At 67.8% G+C, this 16,816-nt stretch carries 14 protein-coding genes; 5 read left to right on the top strand and 9 right to left on the bottom strand.

All coding sequences use genetic code 11. From position 1 onward, the window contains the following. Positions 1-495: 495 nt before the first annotated feature. Together ACUTAF_RS19810 and dibA are read right to left on the bottom strand one after the other, a co-directional pair. Complete coding sequence (locus ACUTAF_RS19810) at positions 496-1,617, bottom strand: HDOD domain-containing protein (RefSeq protein WP_445581589.1); 1,122 nt, start codon at positions 1,615-1,617, stop codon at positions 496-498. A gap of 2 nt (positions 1,618-1,619) precedes the next feature. Further along, a complete protein-coding gene (gene dibA / locus ACUTAF_RS19805; protein WP_445581588.1) occupies positions 1,620-3,923 on the bottom strand; it encodes a phosphodiesterase DibA in 2,304 nt (767 codons plus the stop codon). 166 nt (positions 3,924-4,089) lie between these two features. Here dibA and desA point away from each other — a divergent pair, with 166 nt between their 5' ends. The 3 genes from desA (at position 4,090) to ACUTAF_RS19790 (ending at position 8,346) form a co-directional block, all read left to right on the top strand. After that, positions 4,090-5,280, top strand: a complete 1,191-nt coding sequence (desA, locus tag ACUTAF_RS19800; protein WP_445581587.1) for a delta-9 fatty acid desaturase DesA — start codon at positions 4,090-4,092, stop codon at positions 5,278-5,280. 369 nt (positions 5,281-5,649) lie between these two features. Further along, on the top strand, positions 5,650-6,621 hold the full coding sequence (locus ACUTAF_RS19795; RefSeq protein WP_445581586.1) for a GGDEF domain-containing protein: 972 nt from the start codon (positions 5,650-5,652) through the stop codon (positions 6,619-6,621). Positions 6,622-7,053: 432 nt separating this feature from the next. Beyond that, positions 7,054-8,346, top strand: a complete 1,293-nt coding sequence (locus ACUTAF_RS19790; protein WP_445581585.1) for an OprD family porin — start codon at positions 7,054-7,056, stop codon at positions 8,344-8,346. 104 nt (positions 8,347-8,450) lie between these two features. Here the strand turns inward: ACUTAF_RS19790 and ACUTAF_RS19785 are convergent, their stop codons facing one another. The 4 genes from ACUTAF_RS19785 to ACUTAF_RS19770 all read right to left on the bottom strand — a co-directional run bounded on the left by ACUTAF_RS19785 (position 8,451) and on the right by ACUTAF_RS19770 (position 12,076). Then, positions 8,451-8,792, bottom strand: a complete 342-nt coding sequence (locus tag ACUTAF_RS19785; RefSeq protein ID WP_445581584.1) for a DUF2388 domain-containing protein — start codon at positions 8,790-8,792, stop codon at positions 8,451-8,453. Positions 8,793-8,974: 182 nt separating this feature from the next. Beyond that, positions 8,975-9,424, bottom strand: a complete 450-nt coding sequence (locus ACUTAF_RS19780) for an NfeD family protein (RefSeq protein ID WP_445581583.1) — start codon at positions 9,422-9,424, stop codon at positions 8,975-8,977. A gap of 4 nt (positions 9,425-9,428) precedes the next feature. Further along, positions 9,429-10,364 carry an SPFH domain-containing protein gene (locus tag ACUTAF_RS19775; protein WP_445581582.1) on the bottom strand — a complete coding sequence of 312 codons (936 nt, stop codon included), beginning with the start codon at positions 10,362-10,364 and terminating at the stop codon, positions 9,429-9,431. Positions 10,365-10,468: 104 nt separating this feature from the next. Further along, positions 10,469-12,076, bottom strand: a complete 1,608-nt coding sequence (locus ACUTAF_RS19770) for a L,D-transpeptidase family protein (RefSeq protein WP_445581581.1) — start codon at positions 12,074-12,076, stop codon at positions 10,469-10,471. Positions 12,077-12,196: 120 nt separating this feature from the next. Between ACUTAF_RS19770 and ACUTAF_RS19765 the strand changes: the two genes are divergently transcribed. After that, on the top strand, positions 12,197-12,916 hold the full coding sequence (locus tag ACUTAF_RS19765; RefSeq protein WP_445581580.1) for a murein L,D-transpeptidase catalytic domain family protein: 720 nt from the start codon (positions 12,197-12,199) through the stop codon (positions 12,914-12,916). Between the two features lie 100 nt (positions 12,917-13,016). On the opposite strand, the gene ACUTAF_RS19760 is transcribed toward ACUTAF_RS19765, so the two are convergent. Next, positions 13,017-14,801 (bottom strand): type IV pilus assembly ATPase TfpB, encoded by a 1,785-nt coding sequence (locus ACUTAF_RS19760; RefSeq protein ID WP_445581579.1) that lies wholly within the window; start codon positions 14,799-14,801, stop codon positions 13,017-13,019. A gap of 100 nt (positions 14,802-14,901) precedes the next feature. Then, positions 14,902-15,237, bottom strand: a complete 336-nt coding sequence (locus tag ACUTAF_RS19755; RefSeq protein ID WP_445581578.1) for a hypothetical protein — start codon at positions 15,235-15,237, stop codon at positions 14,902-14,904. 127 nt (positions 15,238-15,364) lie between these two features. On the opposite strand from ACUTAF_RS19755, the gene ACUTAF_RS19750 reads away from it, so the two are divergent. Then, the gene (locus tag ACUTAF_RS19750; protein ID WP_445581577.1) at positions 15,365-15,832 is read left to right on the top strand and encodes an Lrp/AsnC family transcriptional regulator; all 468 of its coding nucleotides are present in this window, start codon (positions 15,365-15,367) and stop codon (positions 15,830-15,832) included. Between the two features lie 63 nt (positions 15,833-15,895). On the opposite strand, the gene ACUTAF_RS19745 is transcribed toward ACUTAF_RS19750, so the two are convergent. Continuing rightward, positions 15,896-16,567, bottom strand: a complete 672-nt coding sequence (locus tag ACUTAF_RS19745; protein WP_445581576.1) for a DUF502 domain-containing protein — start codon at positions 16,565-16,567, stop codon at positions 15,896-15,898. Positions 16,568-16,816: the final 249 nt, after the last annotated feature.

Below are 16,816 nucleotides of genomic sequence, written 5' to 3'. Positions count from 1 at the left end.
CTACGCAACGCCTCCAGCACCATGGGCCGCCAGCCGATCTGCAGATCGCCGAAGTGCTCGGGCTCATGCACCCGCAGCAGCACCTTGACGTCCGGCGCCAGGTGCACGTACAGCTGAAACGGCTGCTGCGCCTGCAGGTTGCGCCAGCGCGGCGCCAGGCGGGTGTAGAGCTGGCTGCGGATGCTCGCCAGGCCGTCCAGGTCGGTCGCCGGCAGGGCATGGGCCTGGCGCACCAGCTCGGCCACCCAGGCGTCGGCGGCGGTGGTTTCGGCGAGCAACTGGGCGCGTTCTTGCAGGCCGTGCTGGGTGCTTTGCAGTGCCAGGCGCTGGACCTCCGCCAGCTTGCTCATCTGCAGCTGCCAAAGGGCTTCGCGCTCGTTCAGCGCCTGGCGCCCGAGCAAGGCGAAGAACAGCGCCAGGCACAGGCTGCCGCCAATCACGATCCAGCGAATCGGCAAGGCCCGACGGGTGGTTGCGCCGTGCATCCGGGCTGCCTCAGGCGAGCCCGGCCAGGCGGCGCAGACGCTCCAGCTCGGTCTGTTCGGCGCCCTGCAGTTCGGCGCAGGCCAGGCGCATCAGGATCGGCTCGCGCCGGGTGTTGCCGGGCACCAGCGCATAGCAGGCGCCGATCAGTTCGCGCAGCGGCACGGGCAGCCGCCAGTGCGCCTTGAGGCGGTTGGCCAGCGGCCCGCTGTGTGCCTGCAGCGCTCGTTGCAGCTCGTCGTCGTCGAGCGTGCGCCCCTGGGCGCAGCCGCGCTGAGCCTGGTACAGCAGCGCCCATTCGCCCAGGCGGTGCAGCAGCGCCGCGCTTTGCAGCGGGGCCGGATCGATACGGCAGGCCCCGGCCAGCTCGGTCACCCGGCGATGCAGTGCCAGGCTGGCCTGCAGCAGCGCCTGCCCGCGTTGCGCCAGGGCGTCGTCCTGCAGGGCGGCGACTGGTCGCAGCGCCAGGCCCTGGATCAGGTTCAACGCGGTGGCCTGGCCCAGGCGCTGCAGCGCACCGGCCAGGCTGACGCAGGGCTGGCCGGCGCTGTTGTAGCCGGGGCTGTTGGCGGCGGCGATCAGTCTGGCCTGCACGGCCGGGTCGAGCGGCCAGAGTTCGCCGAGCTGCTGCAGGGTGCTCGGCGCCGGCGCGGTTTGCCGCAACTGTTCGAGCAGATCGCCGCGCAGCGGCAGGTCGAGATCCTCGTCGGCCAGGGCGGCGAGGATCTCGGCGAAGTCGCCGTGCTCGTGGTCGCTGCAGGCGCCGGGCTCGTCACCGGGCAGCAGGCGCTGCAGGCAGTCGAGCACCTTGGGCACCTGGAAGGGCTTGCTGATGAAGGCGCTGACGCGCAGGGGGCGCACCTCCAGCACGCTGTCGCGGTCGGCGCGCGCGGTGACCATCACCAGCGGTACCTCGCGGTCGTCGCTGCGCACCGCCTCCAGCAGGCGGGTGCCGCTGCCGTCGGGCAGGTTCCAGTCGGCGATCACCAGCTGCGCCGTCTCCTGCTGCCAGGCGGCGATGGCCTCGGCGACCCGCACGCGGCAGTCGACCCGCGCCGCCGGACGCAGGCTGAGCACGATCTGCTTGAGCAGGTCGGCGATCCACGGATCGTCTTCGAGTATCAGTACACGCATGCTCAGTTATCCCTGGCGATCTGCTCGTCGGTGCCGCCACCGACCGGCCCGGCGCGGTCGGCCTGGTATTGCGCCACCGCCTGCGGGCGACCGAAATGATAGCCCTGGCCGTAGTGGCAACCGAGCTCGCGAAGGAAGTCGGCCTGCGCGGCCCGCTCGATGCCCTCGGCCAGCACCTTGATCCCCAGGCTGTGGCCGAGGGCGATCACCGCGCGGGCGATGGCGGCGTCCTCGGGATCGTCGGGCAGGCCGCGGACGAAGCTCTGGTCGAGCTTGAGCTTGTCCACCGGCAGGCGCTTGAGGCGTGCCAGCGAGCTGTAGCCGGTGCCGAAATCGTCGATGGCCAGGCGCACGCCTAGGGCGCGCAGGCGGGTGAGCAGGTCCAGCGCGGCGTCGGGGTTCTCCATGATCGCGCTCTCGGTCACCTCCAGCTCCAGCTGTCCCGGCTTCAGCCCGGTTTCGGCCAGCACCCGGGCGACCTGGGCGTCCAGCTCGCCGCGGCCGAACAGGCGGCTGGAGACGTTCACCGCGACGAAGTGCAGCGGACCGCCTTCGGCATTCCAGCGCACCATCTGGCGACAGGCCTGCTCGAGCACCCAGGCATCGATGACGCCGATCAGGCCGCTGTCTTCCGCAACCGGGATGAACTCGGCAGGCGGCACCAGGCCGCGTTGCGGGTGTTGCCAGCGCACCAGCGCCTCCATGCCGACCGGGCCGCCATCGTGCAGGTCGTGCAGCGGCTGGTAGTAGACGCGCAGTTCCTGGTGGTCGAGGGCATGGCGCAGGCTGCTGGCCAGCTCGACCCGCTGGCGGGCATAGTCGGTCAGCTCCTGGGCATAGAAGGCATAGCCCTCGCGGCCGCTGCTCTTGGCCTTGAACAGCGCGGAGTCGGCATTGCGCAGCACCTGCTCGACGCTGCTGGCGTCGGCGGGGAACAGGCTGATGCCGATGCTGGCGCCGATGTACAGCTCGTGGCCGCTCAGGCGAAACGGCGCTTCCAGGCGGCGCAGCAGGTGCTGCGCCAGCTCGGCCGCCTGCGCCGCGTCGGGACAGCTCTCGCTGAGCAGGCCGAACTCGTCGCCGCCCAGGCGCGCCAGCGTGCTGCCGCTGGGCAACTGCTGCTGCAGGCGCTCGCCGACTTCCTTGAGCAGGAGGTCGCCGACGTTGTGGCCGAGGCTTTCGTTGATGTGCTTGAAGTGATCCAGGTCGATCAGCAGCACGGCGCCGTGCACCTGTTCGTCACCGCTGCGCGTCAGGGCATGGGCGATACGCTCGGTGAACAGCAGGCGGTTGGGCAGGTTGCTCAACGGGTCGTGGTGGGCCAGGTAATCCAGTTCGCGCTGCGAGCGCTTGAGCGCGCTGATGTCAGAGAACACCGCGACATAGTGGCTGATGCGCCCGTGCTCGTCACGGATGACGCGGATGCACTGCCACTGCGGGTAGATCTCGCCGCTCTTGCGCCGGTTCCACACCTCGCCGCTCCAGGCGCCGCGGCTCTGCAGGGCATGCCACAGGCTCTGGTAGAAGGCCGCGTCGTGGCGCCCGGACTTGAGCAGGGCCGGCTGCTGGCCGAGGATTTCCTCGGCGGCGTAGCCGGTGATGCGGCTGAACGCCGGGTTGACGTGGACGATGTGCTGCTCGGCATCGGTGACCAGCACGCCTTCCTGGGTGGCGTCGAACACCGCGGCGGCCTGGCGCAGGCTGTCCTCGTCGGCGCGGCGCTGGGTGATGTCGCTGGCGATGCCGATGAAGCGCTGTGGCTGGCCGGCCTCGTCGCGCAGCAGGCGCCCGCGCGAGTGCAGCCAGCGATAGCTGCCGTCGGCGTGGCGCATGCGATAGACGTTCTCGTAACGCGCGCCGGCCATTTCGACGTCGAGCGCCAGCAGCGCACGCTCGCGATCGTCCGGATGCAGGCGCTCGGCCCAGGCCTCGCGGCTGTCGCCGAGTGCGTCCGGGCGCAGGCCGAGCAGCGCGGCATAGTTCTCCGAGAAGAACGCCCGCTGGCTGGCGAAGTCCCAATCCCACAGTCCATCGCGGGTGGCGTCCAGGGCCAGGCGCAGGCGCTCTTCATTGGTCGCCAGCTGCAGCCGGGCGCGACGGTAATGGCTGGCGTGGCGCTGCAGGGTCAGATACAGCAGCAGGCCGGTCAGGCCGACGAACAACAGTCCCTTGTACGATTGCAGGCGTTCGGCCTGCTCGACGGACAGGCCGAGGGCGTTCAGCAGATGGTCACTGAGAACGATCCAGAGGGCGGCGACCAATAGGTAGAGCAAGGTCAGGCGCAGGGCCTTGGTGTCGATGAACATGGGCTGGCGGCGACGCTCCCTGTGAATGCGGGCCAGTATAGTCCGGCGCCCGCTGAAACATTCTTATCTAAAAGACCAACTGGTTTTCTGCCCGGGGTCAGTGATAATGCGACGAGGCTCGTCTTGGTAGGACAGCCGCGTTTTCCCTTCAAGAGGCATCGGTTCCATGTGGTACAACGGTTTACTCGACCTGTCGGTCTGGCAGCTTGTCGCTGCGACTCTGCTGATGACGCACGTGACCATCGTCAGCGTCACGGTCTACCTGCACCGCTATTCGGCGCACCGTGCACTGGAACTGCACCCGGCGCTCAAGCACTTCTTCCGTTTCTGGCTGTGGCTGACCACCGCCATGAACACCCGCGAATGGACCGCGATTCACCGCAAGCACCACGCCAAGTGCGAAACCGTCGATGACCCGCACAGCCCGGTGATCAAGGGCCTGGGCACCGTGCTGCGCAAGGGCGCCGAACTCTACCAGGAAGAGGCGCAGAACCAGGAGACCCTGCGCATCTACGGCAAGAACTGCCCGGAGGACTGGATCGAGCGCAATCTCTACAGCCGCTACCCCATCGCCGGCGTGACGCTGATGGCGATCATCGACCTGGCCCTGTTCGGCGCCCTTGGCCTGACCGTCTGGGCGATCCAGATGATGTGGATTCCGGTCTGGGCGGCCGGCGTGATCAACGGCCTCGGCCATGCCGTCGGCTACCGCAACTTCGAATGCCGCGACGCCGCCACCAACCTGGTGCCCTGGGGCATCCTGATCGGCGGCGAGGAGCTGCACAACAACCACCACACCTACCCCAACAGCGCCAAGCTGTCGGTGAAGAAGTGGGAGTTCGACATGGGCTGGGCCTGGATCCAGCTGTTCAGCCTGCTCGGTCTGGCCCGGGTGCAGCGTGTCGCGCCGATCGCCCACCGGGTCGAAGGCAAGCGCCAGCTGGACATGGACACCGCCATGGCCATCCTCAACAACCGCTTCCAGATCATGGCGCAGTACCGCAAGCTGGTGATCGCCCCGCTGGTCAAGCAGGAAGTGGCCAAGGCCGACGAGTCGGTGCGCCACCTGTTCCGCCGCGCCAAGCGCTTGCTGTCGCGCGAGCCGAGCCTGCTGGAGGAGCGCCACCAGGCGCGCATCAGCGAGCTGCTGGCGCAGAGCCAGGCGCTCAAGGTGATCTACGAGAAGCGCCTGGCGCTGCAGCAGATCTGGGTCAAGACCAGCAGCAACGGCCACGACATGCTCGAGGCCATGAAACAGTGGGTGCACGAGGCCGAGGCCAGCGGCATCCAGTCGCTGCGCGAGTTCGCCGAACAGCTCAAGACCTACTCGTTGCGCCCCGCCGCCGCGATGGCCTGATCGTCTTGCTTGCCTGACCACGGCCCGCCGAACGGCACCATGCCGTTCACTTGAGAGAAAGGCCGCGCCCCTGCACAGGGGCGCGGCTTTTTTCAGCCCGCCGGCATGGCCGGCTTGCCGGCGATCCCTGACAGGACGCGGCCAGCAGACGCCGGCCTGAGCCATTTTGCCTGCCATTGCGGCAGCCGCGCCCCGCGGCGCATGGGCGCAAGCGAGCGTTTCGTCGCGAGGCTGGGCCAGCTCTGCGCGGGGCCTGGCGAAACGAGTGAAATGAACGGCATTACGCCGAACGGCGGGCCTTTGTGCTTGTCCAACAGCTCGCACTATGCTCATTGCAATGCTTATGCGAGGGACTGGATGGCCGCTGTAATGGACGATCAAGGCAACGCCGTTTCCGAACTGGAAGAACTGACCCTGGCCCTGTTGCACAGCCGTGCCGAGGTCGAGCGCCTGCGCGAGCGCGAACACCTATTCAGCAGCCTGCTCGGCAGCGTGGGCGCGGTGCTCTGGGCTTTCGACTGGAGCGAGCAACGGGTGATCTATGTCAGCCCGGCCTACGAGCGCATCTTCGGCCGCTCCGCGGCGCTGCTGCTGGCCGACTACGGCGAGTGGCGCAACAGCATCTACCCGGACGATCTGGAGTACGCCGCCGAAAGCCTGGCCAAGGTGCTCGAGGCGGGCGCGGTGGAATCGCGCGAGTACCGCATCATCCGCGCCGATGGCCAACTGCGCTGGCTCAGCGACAAGTGCTTCATCAGCCCGCACCAGGGCACGGCCAAGGGGCCGGTGATAGTCGGCATCGCCGAGGACATCACCGAGAAGAAGCGCCTGGAGGGCGAGCTGCACCGCCTGGCCACCACCGATGTGCTGACCCAGAGCAGCAACCGCCGGCACTTCTTCGAATGCGCGCGTCGCGAGTTCGAGCATGCCCGGCAGTACGGCAGCCCGCTGGCCTTCCTGCTGCTCGACCTGGATGACTTCAAGAAGATCAACGACCGCTACGGCCACCAGCTCGGCGACCAGGTCCTGCAGCGCCTGGCGCAGTGCGGCGCCAACGCCCTGCGCCGCGGCGACCTGTTCGGCCGCATCGGCGGCGAGGAGTTCGCCGCCGTGTTCCCGGGCTGCGAGCAGGACGTCGCGCTGCAGGTGGCCGAGCGTCTGCAGCGCGAGGTGCAGCGCTTGAGCTTCCAGCACGAGGGCGTCGACTTCGGCATCACCGTCAGCCAGGGGCTGACCAGCATGCGCGCCGCCGACGCCAGCCTCGAGGCGCTCTACGCCCGCGCCGACGCCGCGATGTATCTGGCCAAGCGCCAGGGCAAGAACCAGATCGCCCTGGGTTGAACGATTGGCGATTTTCCGCCCGTTGCGCTCCCGGCGTAGGCGGATAGTCGCCTATTAGGCCGCCGGCCCCCTGGGGCTCGGCATGTTCGCTAGGGGCGTTACTCCCCGCCGCAGACGGCTCCTGGCCCGGGCCGCGCGTTCTGGCACAGTATCTGCCTTGCCCTCCGTCAAGAGGCCGGCCCGGATGCCGGCACACAATAACAACGACGTGAGAGCCATCCCATGAGCCATCCTGCCCGTTCCCGTCCGTTCGTCCCGCCGCGTTCGCCGTCGTCCCGTCTTGCCTGAGTTTTTCGCGCACCGCGTCGGCGATGCCTGCTGCGCTGGCCTCGTTCGTCCGTGCGTTTGCCCCATTCGTTCCGGGCCTGGCTCTTCGTGCCGAAGTCTGCGCCCGGGCGATGCATCACCTAAAACACACTGGAGAGAAAGATAATGAGAAAGACCTCCCTGGCGCTGGCCGTAGCCGCCAGCACCCTGGCCCTGAGCCAAGTGGCTTCTGCCGATCTGATCGGCGACACCAAGGTCAGCCTGGAAGCGCGTAACTTCTACTTCAACCGGGATTTCCGTCAGGGCCATACCGACACTCCGCGCCCGACTCAGTCCAAGCAGGACGAGTGGGCGCAGGGCTTTATCCTGCGCATGAACTCCGGCTTCACCGAAGGCACAGTGGGCTTCGGCGCCGACGCCATCGGCATGTTCGGCTTCAAGCTGGACTCCGGTGACGGCACCGCCGGCAGCGGCCTGCTGGTTCCGGATCGCTCGGGTGGCTCGCAGGACAACTATTCGGACCTGGCCGTGGCGGCCAAGGCGAAGATCTCCAACAGCACCCTGCGCGTCGGCCAGATGCAGTTCAAGAACGCCGCCATCGCCTCCAGCGACGGCCGCCTGCTGCCGCAGGTATTCGAAGCCGGTCACCTGGTCTCCCAGGAAATCGACGGTCTGATGCTCGAAGCCGCCCATGTGCGCGAGGTCAACCACCGCAACTCCGGTGACTATGAAGATATCGCCATCACCAATAGCTTCAATAGCACTCGTGGCACTGTAGGTGCTCGCGGTATCCGTCTGAGCGGCGGCGCCACCACCGACTCCTTCGACTTCGTAGGCGGCACCTACAAGCTGACCAAGGACCTGAGCGCCGGCTACTACTATTCCAACCTGGACGAGCTGTACAAGCAGCACTCGTTCAACGCCGTGCACGTGCTGCCGCTGGGTGACAAGCAGAGCCTGAAGACCGACGTCCGCTATGCCAGCTCCACCGACGACGGCAATCGCAGCAACGTCGACAACAAGGCCTTCGGCGCCATGGTCACCTACGGTCTGGACGGCCATGCCTTCGGCCTCGGCTACCAGAAGATGAGCGGCGATACCGGCTTCGCCTACATCAATGGCACCGACCCGTTCCTGGTCAACTACGTGCAGATCAGCGATTTCGCCAACAAGGACGAAAAGTCCTACCAGGCTCGCTACGACTTCAACTTCGCCTCCATCGGTATCCCCGGTCTGACCTTCATGACCCGCTACCTGACCGGCGACAACGTCGATCGTGGCAACGGCGTTTCCGAAGGCCGCGAGTGGGAGCGCAACACCGAGCTGATGTATGTGTTCCAGGAAGGCGCGCTGAAGAACCTCGGCGTGCGCTGGCGCAACGCGACCGTTCGTTCGAACTTCGCCAACGATATCGACGAGAACCGCCTGATCGTCAGCTACACCCTGCCGCTGATGTAACCCGGCAGGCGCCCGGAAGGCCTTTGTAGCCTGTCGTTCCGAGAACCATGAAAAGTGCCCGCGTCCTTCCGGAGGCGGGCATTTTTTATGCGCGGGTTTTCGCTTCAGCGTGGGTCGGCGGCGCCGGCCTCGAGCGGGCCGGCCGAGGCGGCGAGGATGGCGCTGGCCAGCGCCATATCGTCGGCCTCCTGCAGTTCGGGATGCTCGCTGCGCAGGCGTTGCAAGGCCGCTTCCAGGTGCGGGCCGCGGATCTCGCCGGCGCTGGCGACGAAGCTGCCGGCGTCTTCCTCGGCGGCGACGATCAGCTTGTCGTCCTTGAAGGTCAGATAGGTCGAGGCGGTGGTCGCCCCGGAGGACAGTATGTCGCGCAGCAGGCCATCGGCTGCGGCGGTCTGTGCGATCAGGCAGGCGGCCAGCGCCAGGGCGGCTCGGCTCGATACACGCATGGAGGTACTCCTATGGTTCTATTCACCTGTAGGAGTCGCCCTCGCTGCGCCGGGTTCCGCTTGGACGATGGCCGGTCGGCAGGGGCTGAGGGGCAAGCGCCGTGCGCAGCGCGGGCGCCCGGTGGGGCGGCCTACGAATCGGAGTCATCGGAAACGATAATTTGGAGCCAGAACAGCCTGGCTTATCTATCCCGCTCGACCCGCAGGATCACCCCATCCTGGGCCACCACCCGAACCTGGCTGCCGACCGGCAGGTCGGGGCCGCTGACCAGCCACAGGCTGTCGCCAGCCTTGATCTTGCCGCGGCCGTCGATGATCGCCTCGTGCAGGGGGAAACGCCGGCCGAGCAGTTCGCTGCCGCGCTGGTTCAGCCCCGGCTGGTCGCTGGGGCGGGCGGCGCTGCGTTGGCGGCGCCACCAGAGCACGGCGGTGAGGATCGCCAGCACGCCGAACAGGAAGAACTGCCAGGCCCAGGGCAGCGCGGGGAACAGGTAGCTGAGCACGCCGACACAGGCCGCGGCCAGGCCGATCCACAGCAGGTAGCCGCCGGCGCCGAACACTTCGAGGATCAACAGCAAGGTAGCCAGCGCCAGCCAGTCCCAGAACGACAGGTGTTGCAGGTATTGGATCATGCTGTCAGCTCTGCTTCTCGCCAGGACCGCCATTGCCGAATGTGGCCCGCACGATTTCGCCTATGCCGCCGACCGCGCCGATCACCTGGCTGGCCTCCAGCGGCATCAGCACCACCTTGCTGTTGTCGGCTGCGGCCAACTGGCCGAGGGCCTCGATGTACTTCTGCGCGACGAAGTAGTTGACCGCCTGCACGTTGCCCTGGGCGATGGCCTGGGACACCACGCGGGTCGCCTCGGCTTCGGCCTGGGCCGCACGTTCGCGTGCCTCGGCCTCGAGGAAGGCGGCCTGGCGCTCGCCCTCGGCGCGGAGGATCTCGGCCTGCTTGTGGCCTTCGGCGGTGAGGATGGCGGCCGAGCGTGAGCCCTCGGCTTCGAGGATCTGCGCGCGCTTGAGGCGCTCGGCCTTCATCTGGCTGGCCATGGCCTCGACCAGGTCGGCGGGCGGGCTGATGTCCTTGATCTCGATGCGGGTGATCTTGATGCCCCAGGGCGCGGTGGCTTCATCGACCGTCTTGAGCAGGCGCTCGTTGATCGCGTCGCGCTGGCTGAGCATGGCGTCCAGCTCCATGGAGCCGAGCACGGTGCGGATATTGGTCATCACCAGGTTGCGGATGGCGTGCTCCAGGTTGTTCACCTCGTAGGCGGCCTGGGCGGCGTTGATCACCTGGAAGAAGCACACCGCGTCGATCTGCACGATGGCGTTGTCGGCGCTGATCACCTCCTGCGGCGGGATGTCCAGCACGCTTTCCATCACGTTGAGCTTGCGGCCGATGCGGTCCATCACCGGCACGATGATGTTCAGCCCGGGCTTGAGCGTCGTGGTGTAGCGGCCGAAGCGCTCCACCGTCCACTGCGAGCCCTGCGGCACCACCTTGAAACCCATGAAGACGATGGCCAGGGCCAGGCCGACGAACAGCAGCAGGACGCCACCGATTTCCATGATGCGATCTCCCTCTTGCGCGCGATCGATTGGCTGTCTGGACGGGGCCAGCGGCCGGGGCGAGATCTAAGCATAGCTGCTGGCCGATTGCCGCCAACCCCTTCTCAGTGCCCGGCATTGGCGCCGGCGACCGGCTCGGGGCGTGACGGAGCGCTCAGCTTTTGGGCGCGGGCCAGGGCGGCGATCAGCGCGGCGTCCTGGTCGTAGATGTCCGGTGCGTAGCGCAGGCTGCCGTCGCTGCGCACTTCCACCGTCCAGTAGGCGATCAACAGCGGGGCGGGACGCTGCATGCGGTACTCCCGGGTCTTGCCGCTGGCGATGCGCTGCAGCACCAGCTCCAGTTCCTGCGCCTCGAGCAGCCAGGCCAGCAATGTCTGCACCGCTTCGACACGCACGCAGCCGGAGCTGAACACCCGTGGCGACTTGTCGAACAGGCGCTGGCTCGGCGTGTCGTGCAGGTACACCGCGAAGGGATTGGCGAAGCGCAGGGCTACCCGCCCCAGCGGATTGTTCGCGCCGGCGGCCTGGCGCAGATAGATAGAGCCGGGATTGTCCCAGTCCACCAGTCGCGCATCCAGCGGCCTGCCTTCGCGGTCGAGCACGCTGAGTTCCTGGCGCTCGAGGTAGGCGAGGTCCTCGCGGATCGCCGGCAGCTTGTCCTCGCGCAGGATGGTCGGTGGCACCGTCCAGGTCGGGTTGAGCGTCAGGCGCTGGATGCGCGAGGCCAGCAGGGGCGTCTCGCGGCCGGGGCGGCCGACCTGGGTGCGGGTGCGCCAGAGCACCTGCTGCTGGCGCAGTACCATCAGCTCGGCGCCGGCGACGTTGATCAGCACCTGTGCCTCGGCCATGTCGTCGGCCAGCCAGCGCAGGCGTTCCAGGTTGATCCGCAGCTGGGCGCGGCGCACCTGCGGCGTGACGTTCAGTTCGGCGAGGCTGGCCGGGCCGAGGATGCCGTCGGGGTTGAGGCCGTGGTCGTCCTGGAAGGCCTGCAGGGCCAGCACCGTGGCCGGATCGAAGCTGTTGCCGGAAGCCGTGGTGAACCGCAGGTAGCCCTCTGCGCGCAGCCGTTCGCGCAGCGCCGGTACGCGAGGGTCCTGGCGCTGCGCCTTGAGCAGCGGACCGCCGGGCAGGTCCTGCCAGTTGCCCATGGGGCGTTGGCGCAGCTCGCCGTAGGCATCGCGCAGGCGACGATACAGCGGGTTTGCCGGGCGGGCCGCGGCGAAGGCCTGCGTCGGCTGGTCCAGGTGCAGCAGGGCGATGGACAGGGTCGCCAGTTGCGTATCGGGCGCCGGCTGCGTGGGCGAGTGCCAGACGGCTTCCCGGGCGGGCGGCGCCAGGCGGCCGCGGCGCAGATGCAGCAGGGCCTGGAGATAGCTGTGGCTGTGCAGCAATTCGGAGCAGCCATCGGCGCGCCACTCGCGGAGGGCATACTCGCGTGGCTCCAGGCCGTCGTCGGCCACGGCCTCGAGTTGTACCTGCAGCTGCCGCCGCCGGCTGGCGTCGTTCCAGCTCCATTGCCAATCGCGCTGGGCGTAGAACGCGCGCAACCGTTTCAACGCGGCGTCGTCTAGGCTTTCCGGTAACGCCGGGCAGCGTTCCGCCAGGGCCTCCAGCAGCGGCTGCAGGTCACCGCTGGCGACGCTTGCGCTGGCGACCAGCGGCACGGTGAGCAGCAGGCTACTCAGGTAAGATGCACATTTTTTGAACAACATACTGCTCCAGTCCTTGGCTCAGAAGGGCGCCGCTTGGCGCTGCGCGCCCAGTATAGGCGGGCCGCCGAGGAATTTTGCGACAGGACGTCCGGGGGTCTGTGTTTGGAGGTCATTGCGCAGATGTTGGGACGTATCGGTCGATGCTGTCTGCTGGGATTGTGGATGCTTGGCGCTCCCCTGTGGGCGACGGCCGAGCCGAAGAATGGGCTGTTCGATGAGCTGGCGCGGCAGGCGCCCGGCCTCGAACCCCAGGCGTTGCGCCATGCCCTGGCGGCGATGCAGTGTGCGGTCAACCACGGTGCCGGTGCGGCCAAGCGCCTGGCGGTGATCGACTATTCGCGGCCCTCCACCGAGCGCCGCCTGTGGATCTTCGACCTGCAGCGCAAGCGCCTGCTGCTGCGCGATTTCGTCGCCCACGGGCGGCGCTCCGGCGAGAACTTCGCCGCGGCCTTCTCCAACGGTCTGGGCAGTCACCAGACCAGCCTCGGCCTGTTCCGTACGGCCGAGAGCTACAGCGGCAAGCATGGCTACTCCCTGCGCATGGACGGTCTGGAGCCGGGCCTCAACGATCTCGCCCGCGAGCGCGCCATCGTCGTCCACGGCGCCGATTACGTGAGTCCGCGGCTGGTCGCCAGCCAGGGCCGTATCGGCCGCAGCCTGGGCTGCCCGGCGGTGCGCCGCGAAGTGGCACGCATGGTGGTGGACCAGCTCAAGGGGGGGCAGTTCCTCTTCGCCTGGCACTCCGACCCGCGCTGGCTGGCGGGCTCCGCCTATCTGGAATGCAAGCCGCAGCGGATGGCGGCGCTGGCCGCGCGGCTGAGTTCGGCCGGCGAAGGCTGAGGCGAGCGCAAGACGATCGCGAGTTGCCTCCGCGCTTGCCAGCGGTGCGCACGGCGCACCCTACACGGCGCCAGCCGCCCCTGCATTGCTTCGGGCCAGGCTATTTCTGTTCGCTCTGCGGCGTGACCCGCAGCACTTCCTCGATGGTGGTCAGGCCGGCGGCGACCTTCTGCGCGCCGGACAGGCGCAGGCTGCGCATGCCTTCCTTGAACGCCGCGCGGCGCAGGGCGACGAGGTCGGTGTCGGCGGTGATCAGCGGCTTGATCGCGTCGTTCAGCAGCATGATCTCGTACACCCCGGCGCGACCGCGGTAGCCGGTGTCGCGGCACTCCAGGCAACCCACGGCGCGCTGCGCACTGGTCGGCAGCGGCGCGCTCCAGGGTCGGGTCAGGCTCTGCCAGTCGTCCTCGTCCAGCTGCACCGGCGCCTTGCAGTGCGGGCATAGGGTGCGCACCAGGCGCTGGGCCATGACGCCGAGCACGGTGGCCTTGAGCAGGTAATGCGGCACGCCTAGCTCGAGCAGGCGGCTGATGGCGCTCGGCGCGTCGTTGGTGTGCAGGGTCGAGAGCACCAGGTGGCCGGTCAGCGCCGCCTGGATCGCCATCTCGGCGGTCTCCAGGTCGCGGATCTCGCCGACCATGATGATGTCCGGGTCCTGGCGCATCAGCGCGCGCACGCCGCTGGCGAAGGTCAGGTCGATGTTGTGCTGCACCTGCATCTGGTTGAAGGCGCCCTCGATCATCTCGATCGGGTCCTCGATGGTGCAGACGTTGACCTCGGCGGTGGCCAGCTGCTTGAGCGTGGTGTACAGCGTGGTGGTCTTGCCCGAGCCGGTGGGGCCGGTGACCAGGATGATGCCGTTGGGCTGGCGGGTCATGCTCTCCCAGCGGCGCAGGTCGTCGGCGGAGAAGCCCAGCTGATCGGGACTCTTGAGTAGCACCTCGGGGTCGAAGATGCGCATCACCATCTTCTCGCCGAAGGCCGTGGGCAGGGTCGACAGGCGCAGCTCCACTTCGCCGCCGTCCGGGGTCTTGGTCTTCACCCGGCCGTCCTGCGGCTTGCGCTTCTCCGCCACGTTCATCCTTCCTAAGCTCTTCAGGCGGCTGACCACCGCCATGGTCACCTGCGGCGGGAACTGGTAGACGGTGTGCAGCACGCCGTCGATGCGAAAGCGCACGCTGCCCTGCTCGCGGCGCGGCTCGATGTGGATATCGCTGGCGCGCTGCTGGAAGGCGTACTGGAACAGCCAGTCGACGATATTGACGATATGCGCGTCGTTGGCGTCCGGCTCCTGGTCCTGGGCGCCGAGGTTGAGCAACTGCTCGAAGTTGCCCACGCCGCTGACCTTCTGCTCGCCGGCGGTGGCGCCGCTGACCGAGCGCGCCAGGCGGTAGAACTCCTGGGTGAAGCGCTGGATGTCCGCCGGGTTGGCCACCACCCGCTTGATCGGGCGCTTGAGCACGTGCACCAGGTTGGCTTCCCAGCTGTGCACCAGCGGCTGGCTGCTGGCGACGGTGACGCTCTCGGCGTCCACCGCCACGGCGAGGATCTTGTGGCGCTGGGCAAAGGCGTAGGACATCAGCGGGGTAATGGCCGGCACGTCGATCTTCAGCGGGTCGATGCGCAGGTAGGGCTGGCCGACGAACTCGGCGAGCCAGACGGTGAGGCTCTCCAGATCGAGCTTCCTGCCGGGCCGGGCGAGGTCGTCGACCTGTTGCGCGGCGAGAAACTCCAGTGGGTGCTGCTGGCTGTTCGACGTGCTGCGGCGAATCGCCAGGCACTGCTCGGCCACCTCCTGGGCGACCCGGCCCTGGGCGACCAGCTCGCGCAGCAGGTCGCCGAGATCCAGGACGCGGTCTTGGGCAGGGATGGCAAAGGCGGACATGCGGGCTCCTCGGGTATTCGGCCTGGTGCAAGCGTAGCTTGGGCGCTCTGGCGGCGGCCTCACTAGGATGCCCGAAAAGCGCGGCCGGAGCGAAGCGCCCTTACCCGGCGCACTCCACGGCGTGCGGCAGATCGCGTTCGTGCGGCCGCCAGTCCACCTGCCAGACGCAGACCAGGCCGCGCAGCTTCTGCGCCAGCACGCCGGCGCGGTGCAGCGACAGACCCTGCAGTTGTAGCGCTACCTGCAGGTCGCTGCCCTGGCGCCGCACCTCCATCCGCTGCGGCAGCAGTTGCAGCTGGGCGAACAGGCCGAGCAGGCGGCACAGCACATCGGCCTCGGCTTCGGTGCGCAGGCGGTACTCGATGATCTGCTCGGGGCGCTCCTGCCAGGGATCGCGGCGCTGGTGCGGAGTGGGCAAGGGGGTGACGTCGGGCATGGCGGCATCTCGCGCTGGGTTTGCTCCAGTTTCGTCTCCCGTGCGGCAAAAGTTCTGCCTGGTTTTCTGTGATAATCCGGGCTTTATGGATAGTCTTGCCTGATTCTGACTATTACTGGGATTTTTTATGTCCGTGACTCTGGATGTCTACGACCGGCGCATTCTCGCCCTGCTGCAGGAGGACGCCGGCCTCTCCACCGGCGAGATCGCCGAACGCGTCGGTCTGTCGCAATCGCCGTGCTGGCGACGCATCCAGCGGCTCAAGGAGGAGGGGGTGATTCGCCGCCAGGTGACGCTGCTCGAACGCAAGAAGGTCGGCCTGCACACCCAGGTGTTCGCCCAGGTCAAGCTCAACGCCCATGGCCGTTCCAATCTCACCGAGTTCGCCGAGGCCATGCGCGAGTTCCCCGAGGTGCTGGAATGCCACGTGCTGATGGGCGCGGTGGATTTCATGCTGCGCATCGTCACCCGCGACATCGAGGCCTACGAGCGCTTCTTCTTCGAGAAGCTGTCGCTGGTGCCGGGCATCCAGGAGGTCAACTCCATCGTCGCGTTGTCGGAGATCAAGTCCACCACCAGCCTGCCGCTGGACTAGCCAGCCGCCTGGCGACAGCCGCTCGCCCAGGTGGCTGGCGTCACGCGGTCGGGCCCGTACTTCCTACGCTTCGGCGCCGCCGCGCGGGGCATCCTCCCGGCCGCGTTGCTGCGGCGCGGTGAGGCCCATGGAGACGTAGATGCTGGTCAGCTGCTCGACGCCCATCTCGGCCGGGCGAATCCATTCCTGCGGCACATAGAGCAGGCCGCCACCGATCGGGATGGGCGCGGTGGGCACCAGGATGGCGCAGTAGGCGCGGCCCTGCAGCTCGATCGTTTCCGAGCTCGGGCGCAGGGCCAGCACCGCGGCGCCGTCGCCGCCGAAGAAACACCAGACCGGCGCCATGGTGGTGATGTCGGGGTTCTTGCTCTTGTCCAGCAGGCCGACGAAACGATCGGCCAGGTTATACAGGTTGCCGAGCAGCGGCGTGCGCCGCAGGGTGCGGTCCAGCAGCCAGGACAGCGGCCGGCGCAGGCCGAGCTGCACCGCCAGGCCCAGCGGGTAGAGGCTGGCCAGCAGCACCAGGCTGCCCAGCAGATAGGCCAGGTAGTTGTTGCTGGAAAACGGCTGGCCGAGCGCGGCGAACAGCTGGCCGATCGGGGTCGAGGGGCCGACCAGGCGATTGAGCAGATTGAACAGCCAGACCAGCAGCGCCAGGGTCAGCGCCAGGGGTAGCAGGGACAACAGTCCGGTCAGCCAGGTGGCGACCACGGATTTCAGGCTGCTTCTGATCATGCATCCGGCTCCAGCGCGAGGTTGCGGCGACTTTACGCCAAGTCGGGCGATACCGTGCAGTCGCCTCGGCGTGGCGCGACGGCGATGGTCCCGGCGCGTTGCGCCAGAGAGACTGCGCAGGGCTCGTTCTCACCGGCACGAAAAACCGCCGGGAGCGATTTCCGATCTCGCGCAGCGACGGCCCGCAGGGTACAAAAAAAGCCCGGCACTGAGGCCGGGCGGAGTGGGTACACAAAGTACCAAAGCAGC

This window comes from Pseudomonas sp. SP16.1 (assembly GCF_052682975.1).
Note: the sequence above shows the minus strand (reverse complement) of the source record. Positions and strands in the feature narration are given on the sequence as shown.

Excerpts from the sequence above, each read along its gene's own strand:
- ACUTAF_RS19810 (WP_445581589.1), bottom strand. The coding sequence starts at position 1,617 with ATGCGTGTACTGATACTCGAAGACGATCCGTGGATCGCCGACCTGCTC.
- dibA (WP_445581588.1), bottom strand. The coding sequence starts at position 3,923 with ATGTTCATCGACACCAAGGCCCTGCGCCTGACCTTGCTCTACCTATTG.
- desA (WP_445581587.1), top strand. The coding sequence starts at position 4,090 with ATGTGGTACAACGGTTTACTCGACCTGTCGGTCTGGCAGCTTGTCGCT.
- ACUTAF_RS19795 (WP_445581586.1), top strand. The coding sequence starts at position 5,650 with ATGGACGATCAAGGCAACGCCGTTTCCGAACTGGAAGAACTGACCCTG.
- ACUTAF_RS19790 (WP_445581585.1), top strand. The coding sequence starts at position 7,054 with ATGAGAAAGACCTCCCTGGCGCTGGCCGTAGCCGCCAGCACCCTGGCC.
- ACUTAF_RS19785 (WP_445581584.1), bottom strand. The coding sequence starts at position 8,792 with ATGCGTGTATCGAGCCGAGCCGCCCTGGCGCTGGCCGCCTGCCTGATC.
- ACUTAF_RS19780 (WP_445581583.1), bottom strand. The coding sequence starts at position 9,424 with ATGATCCAATACCTGCAACACCTGTCGTTCTGGGACTGGCTGGCGCTG.
- ACUTAF_RS19775 (WP_445581582.1), bottom strand. The coding sequence starts at position 10,364 with ATGGAAATCGGTGGCGTCCTGCTGCTGTTCGTCGGCCTGGCCCTGGCC.
- ACUTAF_RS19770 (WP_445581581.1), bottom strand. The coding sequence starts at position 12,076 with ATGTTGTTCAAAAAATGTGCATCTTACCTGAGTAGCCTGCTGCTCACC.
- ACUTAF_RS19765 (WP_445581580.1), top strand. The coding sequence starts at position 12,197 with ATGTTGGGACGTATCGGTCGATGCTGTCTGCTGGGATTGTGGATGCTT.
- ACUTAF_RS19760 (WP_445581579.1), bottom strand. The coding sequence starts at position 14,801 with ATGTCCGCCTTTGCCATCCCTGCCCAAGACCGCGTCCTGGATCTCGGC.
- ACUTAF_RS19755 (WP_445581578.1), bottom strand. The coding sequence starts at position 15,237 with ATGCCCGACGTCACCCCCTTGCCCACTCCGCACCAGCGCCGCGATCCC.
- ACUTAF_RS19750 (WP_445581577.1), top strand. The coding sequence starts at position 15,365 with ATGTCCGTGACTCTGGATGTCTACGACCGGCGCATTCTCGCCCTGCTG.
- ACUTAF_RS19745 (WP_445581576.1), bottom strand. The coding sequence starts at position 16,567 with ATGATCAGAAGCAGCCTGAAATCCGTGGTCGCCACCTGGCTGACCGGA.